Origin of the sequence: Geomobilimonas luticola, from assembly GCF_018476905.1 — a bacterium.
GTDB lineage: Bacteria > Desulfobacterota > Desulfuromonadia > Geobacterales > Geobacteraceae > Geomobilimonas > Geomobilimonas luticola.
The window spans coordinates 262,366-284,082 of sequence record NZ_JAHCVK010000001.1 but is presented as its reverse complement, the minus strand read 5'-3'; the positions used below and the strand labels follow the sequence as shown (position 1 = coordinate 284,082).

Here is a 21,717-nt window from a genome sequence, read left to right as displayed (position 1 = left end):
TATGGTACAAATACCCACTTTTCTTTCAATCATCCCATCCATCAATTCCCCTAGAGGAGGCAGGTCATGTTCAAGGGAAGCATAGTCGCCATCGTCACCCCGTTCACCAACGGCCAGGTGGACTTCGAGAAACTGCGGGAGCTCGTGGAGTTCCAGATCACCAACGGGACCGACGCCATCGTGCCGTGCGGCACCACCGGCGAGGCCTCGACGCTGGACTACGACGAGCACATGGCGGTGGTGAAGACCGTCATCGAGCAGGTGAACAAGCGGGTCCCGGTCATCGCCGGCACCGGCTCCAACTCCACCGCCGAGGCGATTGAGCTCTCCCAGAAGGCGAAGGAGGCCGGCGCCGCCGGCGTGCTGCTCGTCACCCCTTACTACAACAAGCCGACCCAGGAAGGGCTGGTGCGCCACTACACCGCCATCGCCGACGCCGTGGCCATCCCCCAGATCCTCTACAACGTCCCGGGACGCACCGGGGTGAACATGCTCCCCGAGACCGTGGCCCGTCTGGCGCCGAACAAGAACATCGTCGCCATCAAGGAGGCGACCGGTTCTCTCCAGCAGGCGTCCGAAGTGCTCTCCCTCTGCGGCGACCAGATCGACGTCCTCTCCGGCGACGACTTCATCACCTTCCCCATGATGGCGTGCGGCGCCAAGGGGGTCATCTCGGTGCTGGCCAACATCATGCCGAAGACCGTGGCGGACCTGACCGACGCCTTCTTCGCCGGTGACCTGGCCACTGCCCGCAAGCTCCACCTGGAGACCCTCAAGATCGGCAACGCCATGTTCATCGAGTCCAACCCGATCCCGGTCAAGACGGCCCTGGGGCTCATGGGGAAATGCTCCGACGAGCTCCGCCTGCCGCTCTGCCCCATGGGTGCGGGGAACAAGGAGAAGCTCACGGCCATCATGAAGGAATACAAGCTGATCTAGACGGACGATGCTTTTTTGCCCTGGCTGCGTAAGTCATCGGAGCCGGTTGTGCGGCGTACTTCCAGTACGCCTCCGCCCGGTTCCTCGCCCGGCAGGAAAACCTTAAAATCTCCACCATTTGTGTGGTTGAACTGAGCTTATTGGAGAGTCACATGGTTAAAATAGCTGTCTGTGGGGCCGCCGGCCGGATGGGGCAGAGGATAATCGTTGCTGCCAAGGAGGCGGGGTGCACGGTCTCCGGCGCGCTGGAGCGGCCGGGACACGAGCTGGTGGGGCAGGACGCGGGGCTCATCGCCGGTTGCGGCGTGCTCGGGGTGAACATCTCCGACGACCTGAACGCCGTGGTGGCGGGGTGCGACGTCCTCATCGACTTCACCACCCCCAAGGTGTCGCTGAAGAACCTGGAGGTCTGCGCCCTGAAGAAGAAGTCCATCGTCATCGGCTCCACCGGCTTCACCCCCGAGGAGCGGGCCCTGGCCGCCGAGCTGGCCAAGGAGATCCCGGCTGTGCTCGCCCCCAACATGAGCGTTGGCGTCAACGTCTGCTTCAAGATCCTGAAGGACGTGGCGAAGACCCTGGGTGACGACTTCGACGTGGAGATCGTGGAGCTGCACCACAACAAGAAGAAGGACGCTCCCAGCGGCACCGCGGTGCGGATGGGTGAGGTGGTGGCCGAGGCGCTGGGTCGGGACTACAACCAGGTGGCCAACTACCACCGGGAGGGGATCTGCGGCGAGCGGACCAAGGAAGAGATCGGCATGCAGACCGTGCGCGGCGGCGATATCGTCGGCGAGCACACGGTCTACTTCATAGGCATGGGGGAGCGGATCGAGATCTCCCACCGTGCCATGACCCGGGACATGTTCTCCCGCGGCTCGGTCAGGGCGGCCCAGTGGGTGGTGGGCAAAGCGCCGGGGCTGTACGATATGCAGGACGTGTTGGGGCTGAAATAAAAGCTAAATGCATTATTCACAGGGATAATCAGGATATTCAGGATTATCGTTTCTGCGGTATCCCCCCTTTATTCTTGATATCCCTGTTCTCTTTAGACGCTGAGAACTTAACTTTCAAAAAACATTATTCACGGGCATAGTCAGTTTCATTCAGGTTTACGGTCTTCAGCCGTTATCCTGATTATCCTGAATATCCCTGTAAAATTTAGGAGGTTTTTCTGTGGCAAAGATCAACGACAACTACCTGAAACTGAAGGCCGGCTACCTCTTCCCGGAGATCGGCCGCCGCGTGCGGGAGTTTACCGCCGCCAACCCGGACGCCAAGGTGATCCGCCTCGGCATCGGCGACGTCACCCGTCCCCTTCCCCCCGCTATCCTCAAGGCGTTCCACGACGCCGTGGACGACCTGGCCACCACCGACCGCTTCGCCGGCTACGGCCCGGAGCAGGGGTACGACTGGCTCATCAACGCCATCATCGAGAAGTCCTACAAGCCCCTCGGCGTCGACCTCAAGACCGAGGAGATGTTCATCTCCGACGGCTCCAAGTGCGACTGTGCCAACATCCTCGACATCTTCGCCCTGGACAACGTGGTGGCCATCGGCGACCCGGTCTACCCGGTCTACAACGACACCAACGTCATGATCGGCCGGACCGGCGAGGCGGACGAGAAGGGGTACTACAAGAACATCGTCTACATGCCGTGCAACGAGGCGAACAACTTCATCCCCTCGCTCCCGACAAGCAAGGTGGACATCATCTACCTCTGCTTCCCCAACAACCCGACCGGCACCGTGGCCAGCAAGGCCGAGCTGAAGAAGTGGGTCGACTACGCCAACGCCAACGACGCGGTGATCTTCTTCGATGCCGCCTACGAGGCGTTCATCACCAACCCGGATATCCCCCATTCCATCTACGAGATCGAAGGGGCCAAGAAGTGCGCCATCGAGTTCCGCTCCTTCTCCAAGACCGCCGGCTTCACCGGCGTCCGCTGCGGCCTGGTGGTCGTGCCGGAAGAGGTGATGGGGACCACCAGCACCGGTGAGCGCTACAGCTTCAACAAGCTCTGGCTCCGCCGCACCACCACCAAGTTCAACGGTGCCTCCTACCCGGTCCAGCGCGCCGCCGCCGCGGTCTATACCGACGAGGGGTGGAAGCAGACCAGGGAGATCATCGATTACTACATGGAGAATGCCCGGATCATCCGCGAAGGGCTGACCGCAGCCGGTGTCACCTGCTACGGCGGCGTGGACGCCCCCTACATCTGGCTCAAGACCCCGGGTGGGATGACCAGCTGGGACTTCTTCGACAAGCTCCTTACCGAATGTAACGTGGTCGGAACGCCGGGATCAGGCTTTGGGCCGAGCGGTGAAGGGTTCTTCAGGCTTTCGGCCTTCGGCCATCGTGAGAATGTGATTGAGGCGGTGGAGAGGATAAAGAAGAATTTGAAGTAATAAGAAGGGCGCCCACCGTGGCGCCCTTTTGCTTTGGAGTGTCTCATGTCGCCAACACTGCTTATTGAGGATGGCTTCAAGTTTTTCTTCTACGCCAATGAACATCTTCCACGGCACATTCACGTTGTTAAGGGGGATGATTATGCTACAATCGACCTGTCAACACTGGCCGTACGCGAGAGTTTCATGAAGAAGGCAGACCTGAAAAAGGCTCTGGCTATTGTTGTCAAACATCGGGGAGCATTTGAGGGGAAATGGGATGAGTTCTTTAAAAGGTAAGGTGGTTCACGTCGACGAACGGTATCTCCATGTAGAACTGAAGGATGGCCGTATCATTTCCACGCCCATGAGCTGGTATCCCGAACTGCAGCGCGCTACCCTGACCCAGTTGGCCAACTATCGCTTTATCTGCCGCGGGACCGGCATCGAGTGGCCCGAGTTGGATTATCACCTGAGTATTGAGGCGATGTTCGCAGAAAACAGGCAGGAAAAGGCGGCGTAGAGGAATTAAGTACACTGTTTGAATTCGAGGGCGCCCATTGAGGCGCCCTTTGTTTTTGGTGGCATAATTTATAGGTGATTTAATATCAGTGCTGTGCTACTCTTTACTGGCTAGACTGTCTAGGTTAATAGTGGAGGATACGATGAGAGCCAACAAGACGGATCGCACCCCCCATGATCGGGAATGGCAGCTTCAGGAAGCAAAGAACCGCTTGAGCCAGGTGGTTGATTCTGCCCTGCATGATGGCCCCCAGACAATAACGTTGCGGGGCAAGCCCGCTGCGGTGGTCGTTTCTTTCGATGAATATCGCAAACTGACGTTGCCTCGAACCGGATTATCAGAGTTTTTCCGGCAATCTCCCCTGCATGATATCGAACTCGATCTTAGTCGTAGCGCCGACCTCTCCCGCGAGGTGGAGTTGTGAAGTATCTGCTCGATACCTGTCTGATATCCGAACTGGTAAAGAAGGAGCCGAATCCGGCAGTGGTGAGCTGGCTGGACAAGCAGGATGAACAGAAGCTGTTTCTCAGTGTCCTGAACCTGGGCGAGTTGCAGAAAGGGATCAGCAAGCTCCCGGACGGTGCAAAAAAAGAGGAGCTGCAGGCGTGGGTGGCGCTCGATCTGGTTGAGCGGTTTGCTGGCCGTATTCTTGAAATCGATCTTGAAACGGCGCTTTGCTGGGGAAGGCTTCAGGGAGAGGCGGAACGGTTGGGCGAAAAACTGCCGGTAATGGATTCGCTCATTGCGGCCACTGCTGCTGCTCATGGCTTGGTCGTAGTGACGCGCAATGTCAGGGATATTGAGAGATGCAAGGCGCGGGTTATTAATCCGTGGGCGTGAAGTAAGCAAACTGCCCCCGCCCCCCTTCTTGCTTTTTGCCTCGTGCAAACGTATACTCCCGTTAATACAGCTTAAGGAGCGGCAGTATGGTCAGGAACAGTAACGATATCATCATGTTCTTGCAGTCGCACAAGGATGAAATGGCGCAGCGTTTCGGCGTGGTGAGCGTCGGCCTCTTTGGCAGTTATGCCCGGGGAGAGGCGCGTGAAGATTCCGACATCGATATCGCCATAGAGCTTGAGCCCGCAAAGAAATCCCTGAGCAACTTCCTCGGCATAAGGCGCTACCTCGAACAACAGTTCGGCAAAACGGTCGATCTGGGGATTGAGAGCACGTTAAAGCCGCTGGCGCGGGAGATGGTCGCCAAGGAAATCATCCATGTCTGAGCGGCCACAGCTTCTCTACAGTCAGGATATTCTCGATGCCGGTGCGGCCATCCAGTCGTATGTTCAGGGGATAACCTTCGCTGAGTTTGTGCGGGACCGCATGCGTTACTCGGCGGTGATTCGCGAGTTCGAAATAATCGGTGAGGCAGTCGGCAAGCTGTCTGCAACGTTGAAGGATAGATACCCGGATATCCCCTGGCAGGACATCAAGGACTTCCGCAACCTTCTTGCTCACGAATATTTTGGGGTCGATCTGGAGATCGTCTGGAATACGATTCACAACGATTTGCCGATGCTGCTGGAGGCTGTCCAGAAGATAGCGAAGGGAATTAAGTAAGATGTCCCCGGAACCCCGTGCCGGCGAAGGGTTCTTCCGGTTGTCGGCCTTTGGCCATCGCGAGAACGTGATTGAGGCGGTGGAGAGGATAAAGAAGAATTTGAAGTAGGATGAAATTGAAAGGGCGCCCATTGCGGCGCCCTCTATTTTTGAAGATTGGTTATTGACTTGCCTCATAACAATCATGGTGATAAATATCCCACCAAGCATTATTATCTACCACTGGACCATCATATTGTCGGTCAATTTTTCCGGCTGAAACTAACACAACCCCTTCTCCCCATTGAAATTTTTCACCACATACAGAGCAATACCATTCAGGCTGGCTATTTGACACAATTATTACCCCACTGAAAATACGGGATCTTTGATCAAAATATCTTAAAAGTCAACGCGAATTATAGAACCCGGTATTCGCCCCTTCCCACAAAGTCGATTATCCCGCGGTCCCGTAATACCTGGAGTAGTTGACGGATTTTTGGTTTGATGTTGTTATTTAGTGGGTGGTTAGATGCTAAGTACGCTTCAAATTGATACATTTCTTGAAGATTGAAATTCTCTTTTTTCACCGCATCTATGCAATGCAAAATATCAGTAATCCAGCTCCGAGCATTATAATCATCATAATCCTGTAGAAACCTTATCTTGTTCCACTTGATTCTAACTTCTTCGGCACTGGCCACCTTTTGTTTTTCAACAACGAACAGCTTTCCTCTATCAGATATTTCCTGGTGCAGAATGTTGCATCCGGTCCAGCCTGCTCTTCTTGCAGTAGCTGATAATGGTTTTCGCTTTTCAAGAATCGGCAGATTGATAAAAAACCGTGGCACGAGCAAGAGGTTGGTAACTGACAAGCTAGACAAGTCATACGTCATAAAGCAAAAGTTAGGAGCTCTTCCTTCAATAATTGCATCGTGCATCGTATCGTATTGGCCATCAACGACCTTTCGACCTAGAGTTAACTTCTTGCTCTTAAGCTGATAGGTTTCATTACAATGTGTACAAATGAAATCAGCAGCTTTAGAGTTATTAGGTAATGATTCAACCCGATTGTTATTGCACGAAGGGCAAAACATTTGAGTTTTAAACCACTCTTCCGAAACAACTCTAATCAGCTGCGAATTGCTATTGTAGCTTGAGCGCCACTGACTGAATATATCCGTGAGATCTATTTGCATTTTGTCCTTACGAGCTAATCCAATGCACTTCAAAATGGGGTCTTTATCTGTTTGGCCGCCCGCAAATAGTTTCTCTATATTTACCAGAAAACGACTGCTGGCGGTAATAAATAAAGGCGGCCACTCGGCCCCTTTGCTTTTCTACTCCGTGCCACGCTTTGCCTGACTCTTGACGATTTGCCTGTTCCGGGGTAGAAAGAGCATAGACGATTACTCGGGAGGTCAGCATATGAAAAGCGCCATTGCAGGGGCCATCAACCTCGGGATCGAGCCGGTCGCCCTGGTCTTTACCGACGAGAAGCCGGCGGGGGCGGTCCAGTTCGAAGCGGGGAAATGGGGGTGCGTGCTGAGCATGTTCGGGGCTGCCGCCACCAAGGGGCGCATCGCCGTGTTCGACCGAGAGACCTATGGCTGCTTCGGCGGCGGTATGGGGCTCGGCTTCGGCAACACCTACGAAAAATTTCCCGGCGGGGTGGAAGGGTTCTGCCATTTCCTCTCCACCGGCAACGAGGCGTCGGAGCAGGGGCGCCGGATCGGCGAGGGGATGAAGGCCGGGGGGGCGCGGGCCGAGTTCGTGCACCATTTCCTCCACGGCGAGCGTTACAAGAAAAACCCGGCGCTGGTCCAGGCGTTCGTCGATGCCCTGCCGATCACGGAGATCCCCACCCGCTACGCCGCCTTTGTCCCTCTTGACGCCATCGACCCGACCACGGACAAGCCGGAGTCGGTCACCTTCCTCGTCACCGCTGATCAGGTATCGGCCCTGACGGTGTTTGCCAACTACGATCGTCCCGGCCTGGAAAACGTGGCCATCCCTTATGCCGCCGCGTGCCAGGTCATCGGCATTCTCGCCTACCGGGAGGCCCGTGGGGAGCACCCCCGCTGCCTGGTGGGGCTTACGGACCTATCGGCGCGGCAGTTTCTGCGGGGCCAGGTGGGGAAGGACGTGCTGAGCTTCACCATCCCCTTTCAGCGGTTTCTGGAGATGGAGGCGAATGTCAAAGGGAGTTTCCTGGAGCAGGAGCCGTGGATGGAGTTGAAGTAGGAGAGTGTCCCGAGATGGGGCCCCAACGTCTGTGCCCACAGAAAAATACATCTTGACCCGTCTACCGCTTCATAGTTTAGCGTCGTCCTTGTCATGGCCATGATACAATCAACGGTATGAAAAGGAGGACGACAATGAGCGCGACGGTAACCGTGGAGGAGTGGGTGGCCCGCTTCCGGGCCATCGGCCTGGATGATGCGGCAATGGAAGAGTGGCACCGGCTGTTCGAGCGGGAGAACCCGGCGGGGCACCAGAGCTTCCTGGAGTGGCTGGGGCTGCCGGCGGAGAGGATCAGCGTCATCAGGGCGAAATCGGCCTGATGGCTACCCGCCCCCGGCATCGCGCCGGGGGCACTTCTGGAGTCCGTATGTACCGCATTTCTCAACTGGCCCGGGAGTTCGGGCTGTCACGCAGTACGCTGCTCTACTACGACCGGATCGGGCTGCTGTCGCCATCGGCACGGAGCGAGTCCGGCTATCGTCAGTACTCTCCCGTCGATCGGGGGCGGCTGGAATCGATCTGCTCCCTGCGCCGGGCCGGCATGGATATCGAAGGGATCAGGGCGATTCTCGCCACTGCCGGTGACGATACGACCACGGTGCTGCGACGGCGGCTGGACGAGATCGGCGGGGAGATCGAGGCCCTGCGGACCAAGCAGCGGCTGCTGGCCGGCATGTTGAAGGTACAGGGGGAGGGTGGCCCGGGTGCCACCGTGAACAAGGAGATGTTCGTCGCCATGCTGCGCGCAGCCGGCATGGATGACGCCGCCATGAAAAAGCTCCACGTGGAGTTCGAGAGGCGGGAGCCGGAGGCCCACCACGCCTTTCTGCTCTCCCTCGGCATCTCCGAAAAGGAGGCGCTGCTGATCCGCACGTGGTCAGGCGGCGATGGGGACCACGACGACAAACAATCCCGGGGACACCATGCTTAATTCGCACGGCGGCCAAGCAGCCAAGGGTGGCTTTTCCCCGGCATTCCCTTCTTGCCGGAGCTGGTCACTTCTTGACGAATCGGCGGGAATCGACTAAAGTGCCTCACTTGCCCGGCTGCCGGGCTCATCTCTTCCCGTCGGACATCCCGCTTCATGACCAAACACCAACTCCTCGACACCATCATCGCCCGGCTGGAAGCCGACCTGGCCCTGTTCACCGCGGCGGCCCTCCACGCCCACGCTGCCGCTACCCATGAGGAGTGTCAGCCGGACAACAAGTACGATACCACCGCCCTGGAAGCCTCCTACCTCGCCCAGGGGCAGGCCAACCGCGCCCAGGAGATCCGCCGGGGCCTGGAGGCGTACCGTGCCCTGGAGCTGCCGGAGTTCGACGACGATACGCCGGTGCGGCTGGGGGCCCTGGTGACCCTGGAGGACGAGGCCGGGGGAGAGCGGCGGCTGTTTATCGGTCCCCAGGCGGGGGGGATGAAGATTCCCGATCCTGATGGGGAGATCGTGGTGATCACCCCGGCGTCACCCCTCGGGAACATGCTGCTCGGCTGTGTGACGGGTGACGAGGTGCAGGGGGTGGACGCCGGCAGGGGAACGGTCTACACCATCGTGGCCGTTACCTGATGAACAATGAGCCGAATTACGTGAGAGTTCCATGAAGATCTGGATCGATGCAGATGCCTGCCCCCGGGTGGTGAAGGAGATCCTGTTCCGGGCCTCGGCCCGGCTGCAGGTGCCGCTCTGCCTGGTGGCCAACAAGAGCCTGGCCAAGCATGCCGGCCCGCTGGTGGAGACGGTGGTGGTTGCCGACGGCTTCGACGTGGCGGACGACTACATCGCCGAACATGCCGCGCCGACCGACCTGGTGGTGACCGCCGACGTGCCGCTGGCCGCCCGGATCGTCGCCAAGGGGGGCGTGGCGCTCGACCCGCGTGGCGAGCGCTACACCGAGGAGTCCATTGGCGACCGGCTGGCCATGCGCGACCTTTTGTCAGAACTGCGCGACACCGGCATGATCCAGGGGGGCGGCCCGGCGCCGTTCAGCCTGAGCGACCGCAACCGCTTCGCCTCGGCCCTGGACAGCCTGCTGCATCGCATGGTGCGGGGCGAACGACCCGGCTGACAGCGAAATACAGCGTTTGACTGATAAACGATAAGCCTAGAGTTCACCAGCTTGCCCCATGATGAACCTATCGTTCATAGAATGGAAAACAAAACCACCCACGTCATGTCCACCAGCCCCCTGTATAACCTCATCTATGCCCTGGTCAGCCAGATTCCCGCCGGCCTGGTTACCACCTACGGTTCCCTTGCCCGACAGATTGGCTGTACTGCCCGCACCGTTGGTTACGCTATGGCGGCGCTGCCGGCCGGCCATGACGTCCCCTGGCAGCGGGTAATCAATAGCCAGGGAAAAGTCAGTCCGCGCCGCAATGGTGACGGTGATCTCATTCAGCGGCAGTTGCTGGAGGCGGAAGGGGTGCGGTTCGATGCCCGGGGGCGGGTCGATCTCGGCCGCTACGGTTGGGAGGCGGATGGCGGCCGTACAGGGCGGAAGCGGACAGAGGAGCGATCATGAATCGGGAACCGGCGCCGGGACTCTACCGGCATTACAAGGGTGGGGAGTACCGGGTAATCGGCACGGCGCGCCACAGCGAGACCGACGAACTGCTGGTGGTCTACCGTTGCCTCTACGATCACGACTCCCTCTGGGTGCGGCCTTTGGCGATGTTCATGGAGACGGTGATCGTTGCCGGGCAGGAGGTGCCGCGTTTCACCCCCCTTGACGCGGAAGCTCCGGAACACCCGGCATGACCGGCCCGGCAGTCTTCTCGGGGCATGATACGTAATGCAAAAGGCGGCCGATTGGCCGCCTTTCTTGTTTTCAGAGCAATATTTTGTGATCTGCTACAGCTTCACATCCAGCTCATTCTGTGTCAGCTGCTCCCGCACCTGCTTCTTCCTGATCTGCACCAGCTCGCCGCTCCGGGTCTTCATGACCGCTCCCGGCTTGCGGTGGGAGTTGTAGTTTTCCGGCGACATGCTCTCGGAATAGGCCCCCGTGCCGCCGATGACCACATAGTCGCCGATTTCCGGCTCGACGATCATGACCGGCACGATGTTCCCCTCCTTGTCGAGACGTACCGAGTCGCCGCTCTCGCAGCAGCGCCCCACGATGCCGAAGGATTTGAGGCCGGCGGTTGGTGTCTGGTCATACTCGCTGGAGAGGAGCGTTCCGTCCTGGCGCACGATGGCGATGGGGTGCTCGGAGCCGTACAGGAGCGGGCGGGTCAACAGTTCCATGCCGCCGTCGACGATGAGGAAGTTCATCTCGTTGGTCAGCTTCTTGTCGATGATCCGGGTGACGATGTGCCCCGAGTTGGCCACGACGAAGGTCCCCGGCTCGATCTCCATCTCCAGTTCCCGGCCGGTGGCCGCCTTGAACTCCTCGATCCTCTGCTTGGCATAGGCGCCGAGCGCCGCGATATCGGCCTGTTTTTCTCCCGGCATCCGGGCGACCTTGAGCCCGCCGCCGAAGCTTACGGTGGTGGCATCGGGGAAATAGCTCTTCACGAAGCCCAGTTCCCGGTCGATGTTCTCCCGCCATTTCTCCGGGTCGCCGCCGGAGCCGATATGGACATGGACCTGGGTGAAACGCAGCCCCTTTTCGTCGGCCAGCGCCTTGACCGTCGGGACGTCCCGCAGGTGGACGCCGAAGCAGGAGTATTCGCTCCCGGTGTCGCGGGTGGTGCTTTCACCGCCGCCGGCGGCGCCGGGGTGGACCCGGATGGAGAGGTCGACGCTGTTCTCTGCGGCGAAGTCGGCGATCAGCTGGAACTGCAGCATGGAGCAGACGTTGTACCTGAGGCCGGCCCTGATCATCGCCTCCAGCTCTTTGCGCTCCTCGCCGGAGGGGACCTCCTGGGTGGTGAGCATCATCCGGCTGTAGGGGATGCCGGCGGCATGGGCGCGGGCCGCCTCGTCCAGGGACGAGCAGTCCAGGTCGAGCCCCTTGCTGGTGACGACCCGGAGGACGGTGCGGTCCGAGTTGGCCTTCATGGCGTAGCGGACATGCAGGCCGTAGGCATTGGGCATGTTCAGCAGCTGGTCACAGCTGTTCTCGATGTAGTCCTGGTCATGGAGATAGACCGGCGTTCCCCACTGCTGGGCGATTTTCGGGATGAGCGCTGCGTCCAGCCTGGTCGGACCGAAGTGTTTCATTGTCATTGTTTCAACCTCACGATTTGTTTATAGGAGACCGCATTCCCCGGCAACGTGAAGGCGGTTGCCCTTTTATGTACCATTTTCGACCGGCGCAGTGCAATACCGTTCTGGACGTTTGGTGCAGAAAATGGGATAAAGGAGGGAAGTGAAAGGCTTCCACTCGTGAAGGAGGAGACGATGTTTGCAGAGCTGAAACCGGAAGAGACGGAACTGGTAGGTATGTGGCTCGACCTTGGCATTAAGGTGACGGGAGACGCCGTTGCCGACCGGGTGGAGTGGCTGGCGGCCACGAAGCTGGAGAAGCTGGCGGAGAACCGGGAGGAACTGGCTGAACTGTACCGCGATCCGCGGGACGGCCGCCTGTGGGAGAAGGTGGTCCCCTTTGCCGGAGGGCCCCCGACACTGCGCTGCATAACCACCGCCGACGCGGCGGCGCGATTCGGCGTCTCCGGGTGATCCGCTAGGGACCACTGTGCATGTCGGGCTCACCCCCCGGCATCTTTCCCGTGCCGATGGTTCAGGAAGAGCCAGGCCAGCGGGGGAAGGGCCAGGAGGAAGGCAATCAGGAGGAGCTGGAAGGTTTTGCCTACCCCGCAGGTGTCGGCATACATCCCGACCAGCGGGCCGGTAATCGCGAACAGGAGCCGGAAACAGAGGGACTGGAGCGACAGCATCCCCGCCCGGTTTGCCGACGGGATCTCGGCCTGGGCGGCATGGAGGAGGAACGGCCCCTTCATCCCCCGCATGGCCGTGAGCAGGTAGTAGAAGAGAAATCCCCACACCCCCGCCGCCAGCCCCAACCCCAGGAATCCCCCCCAGACCAGCAGCACCAGCAGCAGGACCATCCCCCGGTCCCCCAGGACGGCCCGCACCCGATGGCTCAGGATGGCGCAGAAGGCGACGGTGAGGTTGGCTCCCGCCCAGATCGGGCCGAAGGAGGCGAGGGGGACGCCGGCGTCACGCATGTACGGCTGGATCAGCCAGACCGGGTAGAAGGATGAGAGCCCGAGCACGATGCTGAGGAGGATCGCTGCGCGCAGGCGCCGGTTCTCGATGAAGACGTAGCGTGCCGAGGCGAGCGCCTCTTTAAGATGGCCGCCGTGGAGTCGCGGCTCGCGCCGGGGTTCCGTCAGGCCGCGGGTGAGGAGCAGCGCCAGCACCCAGACCCCAACCTGGAGGATGAAGGGGAGGAGGGGGTAGCGTGCGTAGAGAACGCCGGCGAACAGCGCCCCCGCTGCCTCGCCGGTCTGGCCGAAGCCGGTGGAGCGCCCTTCGAAGCGCGCATAGGCAGGTTCATCTCCGGTCCCCTTGAGGGATTCGTAGAGCAGCGCGCTGTCCGTGCCGCTGATGAAGGAGGTGGAGATGCCGAGGAGGATCTCGGCGATGAGGACGTCATGGAACGATGCGGCGACCGTGTAGAACCCCCACCCCAGAATGCCGAGAAGGGATGCGAAGGTGAGGGCCGTCCGGTAGCCGATCCGGTCGCTGATGTAGCCGGAGGGGTACTCCATCACCACCATCGCCACGGCGAAGATGCTCTGCAGGAGAAGGATCTGGGACAGGGACAGGCCGATCCGGTCCTTCCAGAACAGGGTGATGACCGCCATGGGGAAGAGGGTCATCTGGAGGAAGGAGAAGGCGTAGAGCAGGGAGACATTGCGTCGGAGGGAGGTCATGACGTGCATTATGAAGGAATCGGGACCAATTATGAAGGGGAAAGGTGCCGCTCCCGCGCTACATGTTTGACCTGCGCCGCGACTGCGGGTATGATGCGGGAACGAACGGGAATGCCGGAGCCTTCATGAAAATACAGAAACTGACCGTTGAGAACCGCCCCAAGGTCTACGCCCTCTTGCAGCGCGCCTTTCCGGGGAGTGACTACGAAGCCGGGCTGGTGCAGAAACTCCATGAGAAGGGGAAACCGATCCACGAATGGGTCTGTATCCATGTCGGCAAGGTTATCGCCTATATCGCCTTTACCAACGCCTACCACGGCAGCGTCATCTGCGGATTGCACCTGGCACCCATGGCCGTGGCACCCGATTTCCAGGGGAAGGGGGTGGGCTCGGAACTGCTCAGGTTTGCCCTGCGGCAGGAGGCGATCAAGACTCAGCCCCTGTTCGTCCTGGGGGAGCCGGCCTATTACACGCGGTTCGGCTTTGAACCATGCATTCTCCCCGTCTGCCCGTTCGACAGGAACAATACCCATTTCCTGGGGATGCGCAATACCACCATCGCCAGTTTCGTGGTGGGGTATGAGCCCGAGTTCACGGCTGTTCCCCTGCCGCCCGCTCCGCAGGGCAAGAAGCGCCGGGGACGGTGAGCGTCGGGGAGAGCCGATAGTCAAGAAACAGGGAGATTTCCCGAAGGTGAGACGATAATGCCGAAAAACCGTGATGCAGCCCGCGCCAACCTGGAAAACCTGTACCGGATCTTCACCGTGCCGGAATCCCCCGATTCGACCCTCGGCGCCATCGACCAGGCGATTGCCGCCGATGTCGCCGGCTTTCTGCAGACGCATATCGTCGCCATCGAACGGAACCTGGAAGAGATCGAGACCCATTTCTCCTCCGCGGCCATCCCCGAAGAACCGACCTACGTCTCCGAATACACCGAATTCGTCAAGACGCACCTCGTCGCCCAGTCGGTCCATACCGCCGCCCCCGGCTTTGTCGGGCACATGACCTCGGCGCTTCCCTATTTCATGCTCCCCCTGGCGCGCCTCATGACCGCCCTCAACCAGAACCTGGTCAAGGTGGAGACCTCCAAGGCGTTCACCCCCATGGAGCGGCAGGTCCTCGCCATGCTCCATCACCTGGTCTACCGCCGTGATGACGACTTCTATACCCCCTGGATCCACAACAGCCAGCATGCCCTGGGGGCCTTCTGCTCCGGCGGTACCATCGCCAACGTCACGGCGCTCTGGGTGGCGCGCAACCGCCTCTTCGCCCCGAACGGAGAGTTTCGCGGTATCGCGCAGGAAGGGCTCGGGCGGGCGCTCAAGCATCGCGGCTGTGACGGAATTGCGGTCCTCGTCTCCGAGCGGGGCCACTACTCCTTCGGCAAGGCCGCCGACCTCCTCGGTCTCGGCCGGGACAACCTGATCAAGGTGCAGACCGACGACCGTAACCGCATCGACCTGAAGGCACTGCGGGAAGAGTGCCGGCGCCTGCAGGACCGGAACATCCTTCCCCTGGCGGTGGTGGGGATTGCCGGGACGACCGAAACCGGCAACGTCGACCCGCTGGAAGAACTGGCCGATTTTGCCCGGGAGCTCGGCTGCCATTTTCACGTGGACGCCGCCTGGGGGGGGCCGACCCTCTTTTCCGACCGGCACCGCCCGCTGCTCAGGGGCATCGAACGGGCCGACTCGGTCACCATCGACGGGCACAAGCAGCTGTATGTGCCGATGGGGGCGGGGATGGTCGTCTTCAAGGACCCGACCGCCCTGTCGGCCATCGAACACCACGCCAACTATATCCTCCGCTATGGGTCCAAGGACCTGGGGAGCCATACCCTGGAAGGGTCGCGGCCGGGGATGGCGATGCTGGTGCATGCGGGCTTTTCCATCATCGGCCGCAAGGGGTACGAGTTGCTCATCGACATGGGGGTCGAGCGGGCGCAGACCTTTGCCGCCATGATCCGACAGCACCCCGATTTCGAGCTGACCAGCGAGCCGGAGCTGAATATCCTCACCTACCGCTACTGCCCCCTCAACGTGCAGCAGGCGCTGGCCGCCGCGCCGGCCCGGCAGCGGCGTGTCATCAACGCGCTCCTCGACCAGGTCTGCCAGCTGCTGCAGAAACACCAGCGGGAGGCAGGCAAGACCTTCGTCTCCCGGACCCGGCTGCGCATCGCCCGCTATGGCGAGGAGCTCACCGTCCTGCGGGTCGTCCTGGCCAACCCGCTGACAACCGATGAAATCCTGGCGGCGATTCTGACGGAACAGTGCGAGATCGTGCAGCAGCAGCCTGAGATACAGGCGTTGTTACGGCAGGTTGAGGATCTCTGTGCCCCGGTGGAAGCGCGGAATACGTAAGAGAACCGGTCCGGCGACGAACCGTCTCCCTTAAAGAAAACGCCGTGAAACCTGGTGTTGACAGGTTCACGGCGTTTCTACGTTTCAGGGGTTCCCGATGTCTGCCCGGTCACCTATTTTATGGCGAGCAGTTCGACCTCGAAAATGAGGGTCGCGTTGGGGGGGACAGCACTCCCTGCACCCCGGGCACCGTAGGCAAGCTCGGGGGGGCAGACCAGCTTGGCCTTGCCGCCGACCTTCATCTTCTGGACTCCTTCGGTCCAGCAGGGGATTACCCCGGAGAGGGGGAAGCTGATGGACTGATTGCGTTTGTAGGAGCTGTCGAACTCCTTGCCGTTGGTAAGGGTGCCGCGATAGTTGACCTCGACGGTGTCGGTGGCTTTCGGCGACTTGCCCTTGCCGTCCTTGATGGACACGTAGACCATCCCGGAAGGGGTTTTCACGGCGCCTTTTTCCTTGGCGGCCTTGTCGATGGCGTCGTCAGCCGCGGCAAAGGCGGGAACTGCGAGAATCGCAGCAACGGTTGCAATGATCAGTCTTTTCATCGGTACTCCTCACCATCATGGAATTTAGGATGCAAGTGACCGTCATCCTAGCATTGAATATTCACTGCCGTCAACGGTCGTGGCGTGGGGCGGAAGCATGATTATGATGCAACGACCGGTGCGATAAGGTATAATTTCCGCCGCCCCTGCCAATATAACGGGGCAGGAGAGATACATATGACGAAACTTGGCAAAATCATGTTTCAAGGGCTGGTGGCAATCCTCCCCGCCTTACTGACGATTTACATTCTCTTCTGGTTAGTCCGGTCAGCAGAGACCTTCCTCGGAGGGGTCCTCGAGATTCTTCTCCCGTGGTACATCCCCGGGATGGGGCTGGTGGCCGGGCTGGTCGTCGTCTTCCTGTTCGGCTGGACACTCAATGCCTTTCTGGTGCGGCGCCTGCTCGGCCTGAGCGAAGCCCTGATGAATCGCATTCCTCTCGTGAAGACCCTCTACGGCTCACTGAAGGATTTCATCGGTTTTTTCGCTGCCGGGCGGGATTCCCAGTTCAACCAGGTGGTGACGGTGGAGTTCGAATTCGGCGGGGTGCCGATGCGTTTAATCGGCTTCGTTACCCGCAGCGACTTCAGTGGGCTGCCGGCGGGGATCGGTGGCGAGGGGGAAATTGCCGTCTACCTCCCCCTGAGCTACCAGATCGGCGGGCACACGGTCATTGTGCCCCGATCCGCGGTCAGGCCCGTAGATATCTCCACGCACCGGGCCATGGGGTTCGTCGTGACGGGCGGAATGACGACCGATAAGGTCTCGAACCATTCCGAACCTTCAGGGAACGCCGGTCCCTGATAACCGTTTCCGGTGCAAACAGACTGTGTTTCCGAGCGGCCCTATGGCCGCTCATCGATGCTGTCGGGCTGGGGATCAGGCGGTAGCAGGTATTGACCATGTTTCAGCAGAAGAAATTCAAAAGGCGGCCAATCGGCCGCCTTTGCGGTTCCTGCCGGTGGAAATCCATGTTGCCCCAATGGACAAAAAAGATTATCCTGCTGATATGACACACCGACATCACATACTTGCCCGCCGCTGCTGGATCTTCGACCTGGACGGCACGTTGACCCTGCCGGTGCACGATTTCGCCGCCATCCGTACGGCGCTCGGCATGACGGAAACCGATCCCGATATCCTCGGGTTCCTTGCCTCCCTGCCGGCGGCCGAGGCCACGGCAAAGCATGCCCGGCTGATAGAGATCGAGTATGAACTGGCCGCAAGAACCGCCGCCGCACCCGGTGCCGGACGGCTGCTCGACCGCTTGCTCCGGCGCGGTGTACAGATAGGCATCCTCACCCGCAATACGCGGGAGATTGCGCTCCATACCCTGGGCCTGATCGGCCTCAAGCAGTACTTCCGCCCGGATGCGGTCCTCGGTCGGGACGAGGCCGCGCCGAAACCCCACCCGGAGGGGGTCGCAAAGCTGCTCGACGCCTGGGGCAGCGTACCGGACGAGGCGGTGATGGTGGGGGACTACCTCTTCGACCTTCAGGTGGGGCGCGCCGCCGGCATTGCCACCATCCATGTGGACCGGAGCGGCACCTTCCGCTGGCCGGAGCTGGCCGACCTGGCGGTGGCAAACCTTGAGGAGTTGGCCGAGGGGCTGACGCATGCCGTTCCCGTGCCGGCCTCCTGACCTCAGTCGATGCATATGACTCATTGAAAAGGCGGCCTTTCGGCCGCCTTTCGTTACTTCTGAAGTGCGTGGAACGGGTGTGCGCTGCTCTTCCTAGAATCCCCATGCACCCTGTACTTTGCCGATTTTTCTCTGGACCTTGCCCGTAATCCGCTCGAATCTCCCCTTTGTTTCCAATGTCCTGTTCGAAATGAGTGATCCGACCATTCTTTTTGCCGTACCCCGTACTTCGTGAAATATCCCTTTTGCCATCCGCTTTGTACTGGTTCTCATGATGCACCTCCCTGCCGCGTGGAAACCGCGGCCCATCGGTTCTACAACCACTACTGCCTTGCCTCTCCTGACACTCATAGTATATCACAGAACCCTCGTTTTCAGCCATTGCCATATGCCCGACGCAGGCCTTCGATGTCGATCTTGACCATCTGCAGCATGGCCTGCATGACCCGGTTCGCCTTTGCCGGGTCGGCATCATTCAGCATCTCGGTCAGGACGGTCGGGACGATCTGCCACGACAGGCCGTACCTGTCCTCCAGCCAGCCGCACTGCACTTCTTTCCCCCCGGCCGAGAGCTTTGCCCACAGTTCATCCACCTCTTCCTGGGTCGTGCAGTTCACGACGAACGAGATGGCCGGCGAGAAGGTGAATTCCGGCCCGCCGTTGAGGGCGACGAACTCCTCCCCGTCGAGCACGAAACTGACCGTCATGACCGTCCCCGCCGGTCTCGGCCCCGCTTCCCCGTAATGGCTGATGCTGACGACCCTTGAATTCTTGAATACGGACACGTAGAAATTCGCCGCCTCTTCGGCGTTATCTTCGAACCACAAAAAGGGGGTTATCTTTTGCATGGGATTCTCCTTTGTCGCGGCCTTGATTCGGCAGGCAACCGGCCAGCGCCGCGCAGTCGCTACCGGTCAGGAGCTTTGCCCCCGCCCTTCAGAGAATCGACGCTCCAGATGCCGCTCCCCTGCGCAGCGATGAACAGGAACACGAAGCAGTACAACGCCGCCAGTTCCCCGCTGTTCACGATGGGCAACAGCGCCTTGGTCCCGTGTCCGATCCAGTAGGCGAATGCCATCAGGCCGCTGGCCAGGAAGGCGGCCCCATGGGTGAAGAGGCCGATCATGATGAGGATGCCCCCGAACAGCTCGATGGGCCCGGCGACATAGGTGATGAAGGAGGGGACCCCTGGCGGCATCGGGCTGGGAAACCCGAACAGCTTCTGGGCGCCGTGCCACAGAAACAGGAATCCGGCCACGATCCGCATCAGCGCGTAGCAGTAGGAACTGTATTTCGACATGAATGAGTTCATGACGGCACCTCCCGGCAAAATGTTCTTCCTGCTTTCGATTATACACCCGTCATGGAGAAAGTGGTGCCGGTGAATACATAAAAAAGACCTAATATGTCCGATTTAGGTTGACGGCACTCTCCGAATTCTTGTACAGTAGCATAGACATCAACACCAACCTGGATTGAAAGGAGATTACGCCGATGTGGACTGAAAGATTTCGTATTCGCCCGGTATCCCGTTGCAAGGAAGGTTGCAGTATTTAGCCCGCCAAGTCGATTGGCGGGCGATTCCAGAAAGCCCCTGTGGAAACACAGGGGCTTTTTTCGTTCCCCGTTGACGGCGCGCACACGCAAAAAGGCGACCACCTTGGCCGCCTTTTCCCGTTCACACCGATTCATTCCCGAGGGCAACGACATCCTGTTATCATTCCAGGGTAAAGTAAAAAGTCGCCCCCTTGCCCGCCTCCCCCTCGGCCCAGATCCTCCCCCCGTGGCGCTGGATGATCCGCCGCACCGTGACCAGCCCGATGCCGGTCCCCTCGAAGTCCCGGGCACTGTCCAGGCGCTGGAAAAGATTGAACAGCTTTACCCCCTGACCCATGTCGAAACCGATCCCGTTGTCGCGGACAAAATGAACCCTCTTCCCCTCCTCATGGAGGACGCCGAACTCTACTTCCGCATCCTCACGCCGGCCGGTGTACTTCCAGGCATTTCCCAGGAGATTTTCGAGCGCTACCCTCAGGAGTTTCCCGTCACCGCTGGTCACTGCTCCGTCCGCGATGGTCAGCGCCACGGTGTGTTCGGGATGTCTCAGCCTGAGATCCATGGTGATGGACCGGACCATATGGCTCAGGTCGACCGTTTCCCGCTCCATCTCCTGGCGTGTCAGCCGGGAAAAATTGAGGAGTGTGGCAATCAGCTGATCCATGCGCCTGCCCGCAGTATGGATCTGCTCGATGAAGCCCCTGCTTTGTTCATCGAGCTTTTCGCCGCATTGATCCTGGATGATCTGGCAGTAGCCGTTGATGCAGGTCAGGGGAGACCGGAGGTCGTGGGAGACGGTGTAGTTGAACGCCTCCAGTTCCTGGTTGGCAGCCGCCAGTTCCTGGTTGGCCTTTTCCAGGTCGAGGGCGCGGGCCGCCAGGTTGGTGTTGAGAATTTCGATCTTCTCTTCCGCACGTTTGCGGTCGGTGATATCCACCATGACCGCCAGGGAGCGGATGATCTCCCTCTGTTCATCCCTCTCGGCCGTGGCAGTGAGGAGGACGTCGCGCACTTCCCCGTTTTTCCTGACCAGCTGGAGCGGCACATCTTTGACGTGGCCGGTCCGGAAATATTCGGGGCTGGTGAATTCTTCCACGTAGCGCCGCGACGCTTCCGTCATGAAGTCGAGGACCCTGCGGCCGATCACCTCGCTCCGCTCGAAGCCCAGATGTTCGAGCCAGTAGTTGCTGACGTTGACCAGTTGCCGTTCCCTGTTTATGGAGTGGAGCATCACCGGCGTATCGGTATAGAGGTGGCGGTAGCGCTCCTCGCTCAGTTTCAGTTCCCGGAAGAGAAGGTCGTAGGGCCTGGTCAGGGCGGTCTCGATTATCGCCTTGTAAATGAGGTAGAAGCCGGCGAACTTGAGGAAATGCCCGACCATATTACTGATGCCGTACACGTCGGCATAGAGGGTAAAGGCGAGTCCTGAGGCGATCAGGGTAGCGATGGCGGCTGAAAGGAGGCGGACCACGTTCCGGTCGAACATCTCTCCCTTCTTCCGCATGAAGAGAAGGGAGCCCAGGAGCACGAAGGAAACCAGGTATTCGCTCACCTTCTTGAACGGGGTGAGCCCCTCCCCCTCTATAAAGCAATCGGGGAAGATCCCTCCGAATACCGATGCCAGAAGAAGAGAAGTTGCGGCAAGGTATGCCACCAGTACGTAGCCGGATTTAAGCTGCCGGCCGAGGAAATACGGTGCGGCGAGGAGCGTGAAACCCTGCAGGTAGCGGGAAATTATCCAGAGCTGGGTCGGCAGATTGGCATCGAAACCGGGGAAAACCCCCATCCCCTTGTAGGCAAGGGCGTGGGTGAAGTCCATTGTGCCGACGAAGAGAGAGCCGATGCCGACAAAGAGGAAGTAGTTGTTGAGGTCGATGCGGCGTGCGTTCCAGGCGATGGTGAAAATCCCGCACGCCACGACGACGGAGAATAGTTCCACCAGGGAGTGGAAGAGGAGATAGGAGTAGAGGCTGGCCAGATAGAGGCCGACCAGGACCGCACATCCCATGAAAAACATCCGGCTGTTCCCGCGAAATCCGGTCATTCCTTCCCCCGAAAAGCGTATCTCGTATGAATCCTCTACCGGCCGCACTTTATCAGCTTGTCGCCGGCAATTCAACAGCATTCGCAGTA

Annotated in this window: 29 protein-coding genes; 21 read left to right on the top strand and 8 right to left on the bottom strand. The window is 59.7% G+C overall.

What is annotated here, in order from left to right; all coding sequences use genetic code 11:
• Positions 1-66: 66 nt before the first annotated feature.
• The 9 genes from dapA to KI810_RS01335 all read left to right on the top strand — a co-directional run bounded on the left by dapA (position 67) and on the right by KI810_RS01335 (position 5,410).
• Positions 67-939 (top strand): 4-hydroxy-tetrahydrodipicolinate synthase, encoded by an 873-nt coding sequence (gene dapA / locus KI810_RS01375; protein ID WP_214173696.1) that lies wholly within the window; start codon positions 67-69, stop codon positions 937-939.
• Positions 940-1,091: 152 nt separating this feature from the next.
• Positions 1,092-1,892, top strand: coding sequence for a 4-hydroxy-tetrahydrodipicolinate reductase (gene dapB, locus KI810_RS01370; protein ID WP_214173695.1), 801 nt, complete (start codon positions 1,092-1,094; stop codon positions 1,890-1,892).
• A 220-nt stretch (positions 1,893-2,112) separates the two neighbouring features.
• A complete protein-coding gene (locus KI810_RS01365) occupies positions 2,113-3,345 on the top strand; it encodes an LL-diaminopimelate aminotransferase (protein ID WP_214173694.1) in 1,233 nt (410 codons plus the stop codon).
• Positions 3,346-3,390: 45 nt separating this feature from the next.
• Positions 3,391-3,624 carry a DUF4160 domain-containing protein gene (locus tag KI810_RS01360; RefSeq protein WP_214173693.1) on the top strand — a complete coding sequence of 78 codons (234 nt, stop codon included), beginning with the start codon at positions 3,391-3,393 and terminating at the stop codon, positions 3,622-3,624.
• Positions 3,605-3,847 (top strand): DUF2442 domain-containing protein, encoded by a 243-nt coding sequence (locus KI810_RS01355; RefSeq protein ID WP_214173692.1) that lies wholly within the window; start codon positions 3,605-3,607, stop codon positions 3,845-3,847. The genes KI810_RS01360 and KI810_RS01355 overlap by 20 nt, the downstream gene beginning before the upstream one ends.
• Before the next feature lie 142 nt (positions 3,848-3,989).
• Positions 3,990-4,271, top strand: a complete 282-nt coding sequence (locus KI810_RS01350) for a type II toxin-antitoxin system Phd/YefM family antitoxin (protein WP_214173691.1) — start codon at positions 3,990-3,992, stop codon at positions 4,269-4,271.
• Positions 4,268-4,687 (top strand): type II toxin-antitoxin system VapC family toxin, encoded by a 420-nt coding sequence (locus KI810_RS01345; protein WP_214173690.1) that lies wholly within the window; start codon positions 4,268-4,270, stop codon positions 4,685-4,687. The genes KI810_RS01350 and KI810_RS01345 overlap by 4 nt, the downstream gene beginning before the upstream one ends.
• Before the next feature lie 86 nt (positions 4,688-4,773).
• Entirely contained in the window at positions 4,774-5,073 is a 300-nt protein-coding gene (locus KI810_RS01340; protein ID WP_214173689.1) for a nucleotidyltransferase family protein, read from the top strand.
• A complete protein-coding gene (locus KI810_RS01335) occupies positions 5,066-5,410 on the top strand; it encodes a HepT-like ribonuclease domain-containing protein (protein WP_214173688.1) in 345 nt (114 codons plus the stop codon). The genes KI810_RS01340 and KI810_RS01335 overlap by 8 nt, the downstream gene beginning before the upstream one ends.
• Positions 5,411-5,808: 398 nt before the next feature.
• Here the strand turns inward: KI810_RS01335 and KI810_RS01330 are convergent, their stop codons facing one another.
• Positions 5,809-6,588 (bottom strand): DpnI domain-containing protein, encoded by a 780-nt coding sequence (locus KI810_RS01330; protein WP_214173687.1) that lies wholly within the window; start codon positions 6,586-6,588, stop codon positions 5,809-5,811.
• 229 nt (positions 6,589-6,817) lie between these two features.
• Between KI810_RS01330 and KI810_RS01325 the strand changes: the two genes are divergently transcribed.
• The 7 genes from KI810_RS01325 (at position 6,818) to KI810_RS01295 (ending at position 10,391) form a co-directional block, all read left to right on the top strand.
• Entirely contained in the window at positions 6,818-7,633 is an 816-nt protein-coding gene (locus KI810_RS01325; RefSeq protein ID WP_214173686.1) for a DUF169 domain-containing protein, read from the top strand.
• Between the two features lie 134 nt (positions 7,634-7,767).
• Complete coding sequence (locus KI810_RS01320) at positions 7,768-7,953, top strand: MerR family transcriptional regulator (protein ID WP_214173685.1); 186 nt, start codon at positions 7,768-7,770, stop codon at positions 7,951-7,953.
• 47 nt (positions 7,954-8,000) lie between these two features.
• A complete protein-coding gene (locus tag KI810_RS01315) occupies positions 8,001-8,564 on the top strand; it encodes a MerR family transcriptional regulator (RefSeq protein ID WP_214173684.1) in 564 nt (187 codons plus the stop codon).
• Between the two features lie 153 nt (positions 8,565-8,717).
• Complete coding sequence (locus tag KI810_RS01310; RefSeq protein ID WP_214173683.1) at positions 8,718-9,200, top strand: GreA/GreB family elongation factor; 483 nt, start codon at positions 8,718-8,720, stop codon at positions 9,198-9,200.
• Positions 9,201-9,231: 31 nt separating this feature from the next.
• Positions 9,232-9,699 carry a YaiI/YqxD family protein gene (locus tag KI810_RS01305; protein WP_214173682.1) on the top strand — a complete coding sequence of 156 codons (468 nt, stop codon included), beginning with the start codon at positions 9,232-9,234 and terminating at the stop codon, positions 9,697-9,699.
• Positions 9,700-9,780: 81 nt separating this feature from the next.
• Entirely contained in the window at positions 9,781-10,155 is a 375-nt protein-coding gene (locus KI810_RS01300; RefSeq protein ID WP_246525108.1) for an MGMT family protein, read from the top strand.
• Entirely contained in the window at positions 10,152-10,391 is a 240-nt protein-coding gene (locus KI810_RS01295; protein WP_214173681.1) for a DUF1653 domain-containing protein, read from the top strand. The genes KI810_RS01300 and KI810_RS01295 overlap by 4 nt, the downstream gene beginning before the upstream one ends.
• Positions 10,392-10,484: 93 nt before the next feature.
• Here the strand turns inward: KI810_RS01295 and KI810_RS01290 are convergent, their stop codons facing one another.
• Entirely contained in the window at positions 10,485-11,804 is a 1,320-nt protein-coding gene (locus KI810_RS01290; protein ID WP_214173680.1) for a diaminopimelate decarboxylase, read from the bottom strand.
• 174 nt (positions 11,805-11,978) lie between these two features.
• Here KI810_RS01290 and KI810_RS01285 point away from each other — a divergent pair, with 174 nt between their 5' ends.
• Positions 11,979-12,257: an Imm27 family immunity protein gene (locus KI810_RS01285; RefSeq protein ID WP_214173679.1), complete on the top strand. Its 279-nt coding sequence runs from the start codon at positions 11,979-11,981 to the stop codon at positions 12,255-12,257.
• A 29-nt stretch (positions 12,258-12,286) separates the two neighbouring features.
• On the opposite strand, the gene KI810_RS01280 is transcribed toward KI810_RS01285, so the two are convergent.
• On the bottom strand, positions 12,287-13,477 hold the full coding sequence (locus tag KI810_RS01280; protein WP_214173678.1) for an MFS transporter: 1,191 nt from the start codon (positions 13,475-13,477) through the stop codon (positions 12,287-12,289).
• Between the two features lie 125 nt (positions 13,478-13,602).
• Here KI810_RS01280 and KI810_RS01275 point away from each other — a divergent pair, with 125 nt between their 5' ends.
• Positions 13,603-14,124, top strand: coding sequence for a GNAT family N-acetyltransferase (locus KI810_RS01275; protein ID WP_214173677.1), 522 nt, complete (start codon positions 13,603-13,605; stop codon positions 14,122-14,124).
• A 57-nt stretch (positions 14,125-14,181) separates the two neighbouring features.
• Positions 14,182-15,840: a pyridoxal-dependent aspartate 1-decarboxylase PanP gene (gene panP / locus KI810_RS01270; protein ID WP_214173676.1), complete on the top strand. Its 1,659-nt coding sequence runs from the start codon at positions 14,182-14,184 to the stop codon at positions 15,838-15,840.
• 113 nt (positions 15,841-15,953) lie between these two features.
• Here panP and KI810_RS01265 read toward each other — a convergent pair whose 3' ends face one another.
• A complete protein-coding gene (locus KI810_RS01265) occupies positions 15,954-16,385 on the bottom strand; it encodes an FKBP-type peptidyl-prolyl cis-trans isomerase (protein ID WP_214173675.1) in 432 nt (143 codons plus the stop codon).
• A 177-nt stretch (positions 16,386-16,562) separates the two neighbouring features.
• Here KI810_RS01265 and KI810_RS01260 point away from each other — a divergent pair, with 177 nt between their 5' ends.
• Positions 16,563-17,189, top strand: a complete 627-nt coding sequence (locus KI810_RS01260; protein WP_214173674.1) for a DUF502 domain-containing protein — start codon at positions 16,563-16,565, stop codon at positions 17,187-17,189.
• 205 nt (positions 17,190-17,394) lie between these two features.
• The gene (locus tag KI810_RS01255; protein ID WP_214173673.1) at positions 17,395-18,027 is read left to right on the top strand and encodes an HAD family hydrolase; all 633 of its coding nucleotides are present in this window, start codon (positions 17,395-17,397) and stop codon (positions 18,025-18,027) included.
• Positions 18,028-18,120: 93 nt separating this feature from the next.
• Here KI810_RS01255 and KI810_RS01250 read toward each other — a convergent pair whose 3' ends face one another.
• From KI810_RS01250 to KI810_RS01235, 4 genes are all read right to left on the bottom strand, one after another.
• Complete coding sequence (locus KI810_RS01250; RefSeq protein ID WP_214173672.1) at positions 18,121-18,300, bottom strand: CsbD family protein; 180 nt, start codon at positions 18,298-18,300, stop codon at positions 18,121-18,123.
• Positions 18,301-18,401: 101 nt separating this feature from the next.
• On the bottom strand, positions 18,402-18,875 hold the full coding sequence (locus tag KI810_RS01245; protein WP_214173671.1) for a VOC family protein: 474 nt from the start codon (positions 18,873-18,875) through the stop codon (positions 18,402-18,404).
• Positions 18,876-18,934: 59 nt separating this feature from the next.
• Complete coding sequence (locus KI810_RS01240; protein WP_214173670.1) at positions 18,935-19,339, bottom strand: DoxX family protein; 405 nt, start codon at positions 19,337-19,339, stop codon at positions 18,935-18,937.
• 405 nt (positions 19,340-19,744) lie between these two features.
• Positions 19,745-21,628, bottom strand: a complete 1,884-nt coding sequence (locus tag KI810_RS01235) for an MASE3 domain-containing protein (protein WP_214173669.1) — start codon at positions 21,626-21,628, stop codon at positions 19,745-19,747.
• Between the last annotated feature and the right edge of the window lie 89 nt (positions 21,629-21,717).

Coding starts and splice junctions, on each gene's coding strand:
- dapA (WP_214173696.1), top strand. CDS start 67: ATGTTCAAGGGAAGCATAGTCGCCATCGTCACCCCGTTCACCAACGGC.
- dapB (WP_214173695.1), top strand. CDS start 1,092: ATGGTTAAAATAGCTGTCTGTGGGGCCGCCGGCCGGATGGGGCAGAGG.
- KI810_RS01360 (WP_214173693.1), top strand. CDS start 3,391: ATGTCGCCAACACTGCTTATTGAGGATGGCTTCAAGTTTTTCTTCTAC.
- KI810_RS01355 (WP_214173692.1), top strand. CDS start 3,605: ATGAGTTCTTTAAAAGGTAAGGTGGTTCACGTCGACGAACGGTATCTC.
- KI810_RS01350 (WP_214173691.1), top strand. CDS start 3,990: ATGAGAGCCAACAAGACGGATCGCACCCCCCATGATCGGGAATGGCAG.
- KI810_RS01340 (WP_214173689.1), top strand. CDS start 4,774: ATGGTCAGGAACAGTAACGATATCATCATGTTCTTGCAGTCGCACAAG.
- KI810_RS01335 (WP_214173688.1), top strand. CDS start 5,066: ATGTCTGAGCGGCCACAGCTTCTCTACAGTCAGGATATTCTCGATGCC.
- KI810_RS01330 (WP_214173687.1), bottom strand. CDS start 6,588: ATGCAAATAGATCTCACGGATATATTCAGTCAGTGGCGCTCAAGCTAC.
- KI810_RS01325 (WP_214173686.1), top strand. CDS start 6,818: ATGAAAAGCGCCATTGCAGGGGCCATCAACCTCGGGATCGAGCCGGTC.
- KI810_RS01320 (WP_214173685.1), top strand. CDS start 7,768: ATGAGCGCGACGGTAACCGTGGAGGAGTGGGTGGCCCGCTTCCGGGCC.
- KI810_RS01315 (WP_214173684.1), top strand. CDS start 8,001: ATGTACCGCATTTCTCAACTGGCCCGGGAGTTCGGGCTGTCACGCAGT.
- KI810_RS01310 (WP_214173683.1), top strand. CDS start 8,718: ATGACCAAACACCAACTCCTCGACACCATCATCGCCCGGCTGGAAGCC.
- KI810_RS01305 (WP_214173682.1), top strand. CDS start 9,232: ATGAAGATCTGGATCGATGCAGATGCCTGCCCCCGGGTGGTGAAGGAG.
- KI810_RS01300 (WP_246525108.1), top strand. CDS start 9,781: ATGGAAAACAAAACCACCCACGTCATGTCCACCAGCCCCCTGTATAAC.
- KI810_RS01295 (WP_214173681.1), top strand. CDS start 10,152: ATGAATCGGGAACCGGCGCCGGGACTCTACCGGCATTACAAGGGTGGG.
- KI810_RS01290 (WP_214173680.1), bottom strand. CDS start 11,804: ATGACAATGAAACACTTCGGTCCGACCAGGCTGGACGCAGCGCTCATC.
- KI810_RS01285 (WP_214173679.1), top strand. CDS start 11,979: ATGTTTGCAGAGCTGAAACCGGAAGAGACGGAACTGGTAGGTATGTGG.
- KI810_RS01280 (WP_214173678.1), bottom strand. CDS start 13,477: ATGACCTCCCTCCGACGCAATGTCTCCCTGCTCTACGCCTTCTCCTTC.
- KI810_RS01275 (WP_214173677.1), top strand. CDS start 13,603: ATGAAAATACAGAAACTGACCGTTGAGAACCGCCCCAAGGTCTACGCC.
- panP (WP_214173676.1), top strand. CDS start 14,182: ATGCCGAAAAACCGTGATGCAGCCCGCGCCAACCTGGAAAACCTGTAC.
- KI810_RS01265 (WP_214173675.1), bottom strand. CDS start 16,385: ATGAAAAGACTGATCATTGCAACCGTTGCTGCGATTCTCGCAGTTCCC.
- KI810_RS01260 (WP_214173674.1), top strand. CDS start 16,563: ATGACGAAACTTGGCAAAATCATGTTTCAAGGGCTGGTGGCAATCCTC.
- KI810_RS01255 (WP_214173673.1), top strand. CDS start 17,395: ATGACACACCGACATCACATACTTGCCCGCCGCTGCTGGATCTTCGAC.
- KI810_RS01250 (WP_214173672.1), bottom strand. CDS start 18,300: ATGAGAACCAGTACAAAGCGGATGGCAAAAGGGATATTTCACGAAGTA.
- KI810_RS01245 (WP_214173671.1), bottom strand. CDS start 18,875: ATGCAAAAGATAACCCCCTTTTTGTGGTTCGAAGATAACGCCGAAGAG.
- KI810_RS01240 (WP_214173670.1), bottom strand. CDS start 19,339: ATGAACTCATTCATGTCGAAATACAGTTCCTACTGCTACGCGCTGATG.
- KI810_RS01235 (WP_214173669.1), bottom strand. CDS start 21,628: ATGACCGGATTTCGCGGGAACAGCCGGATGTTTTTCATGGGATGTGCG.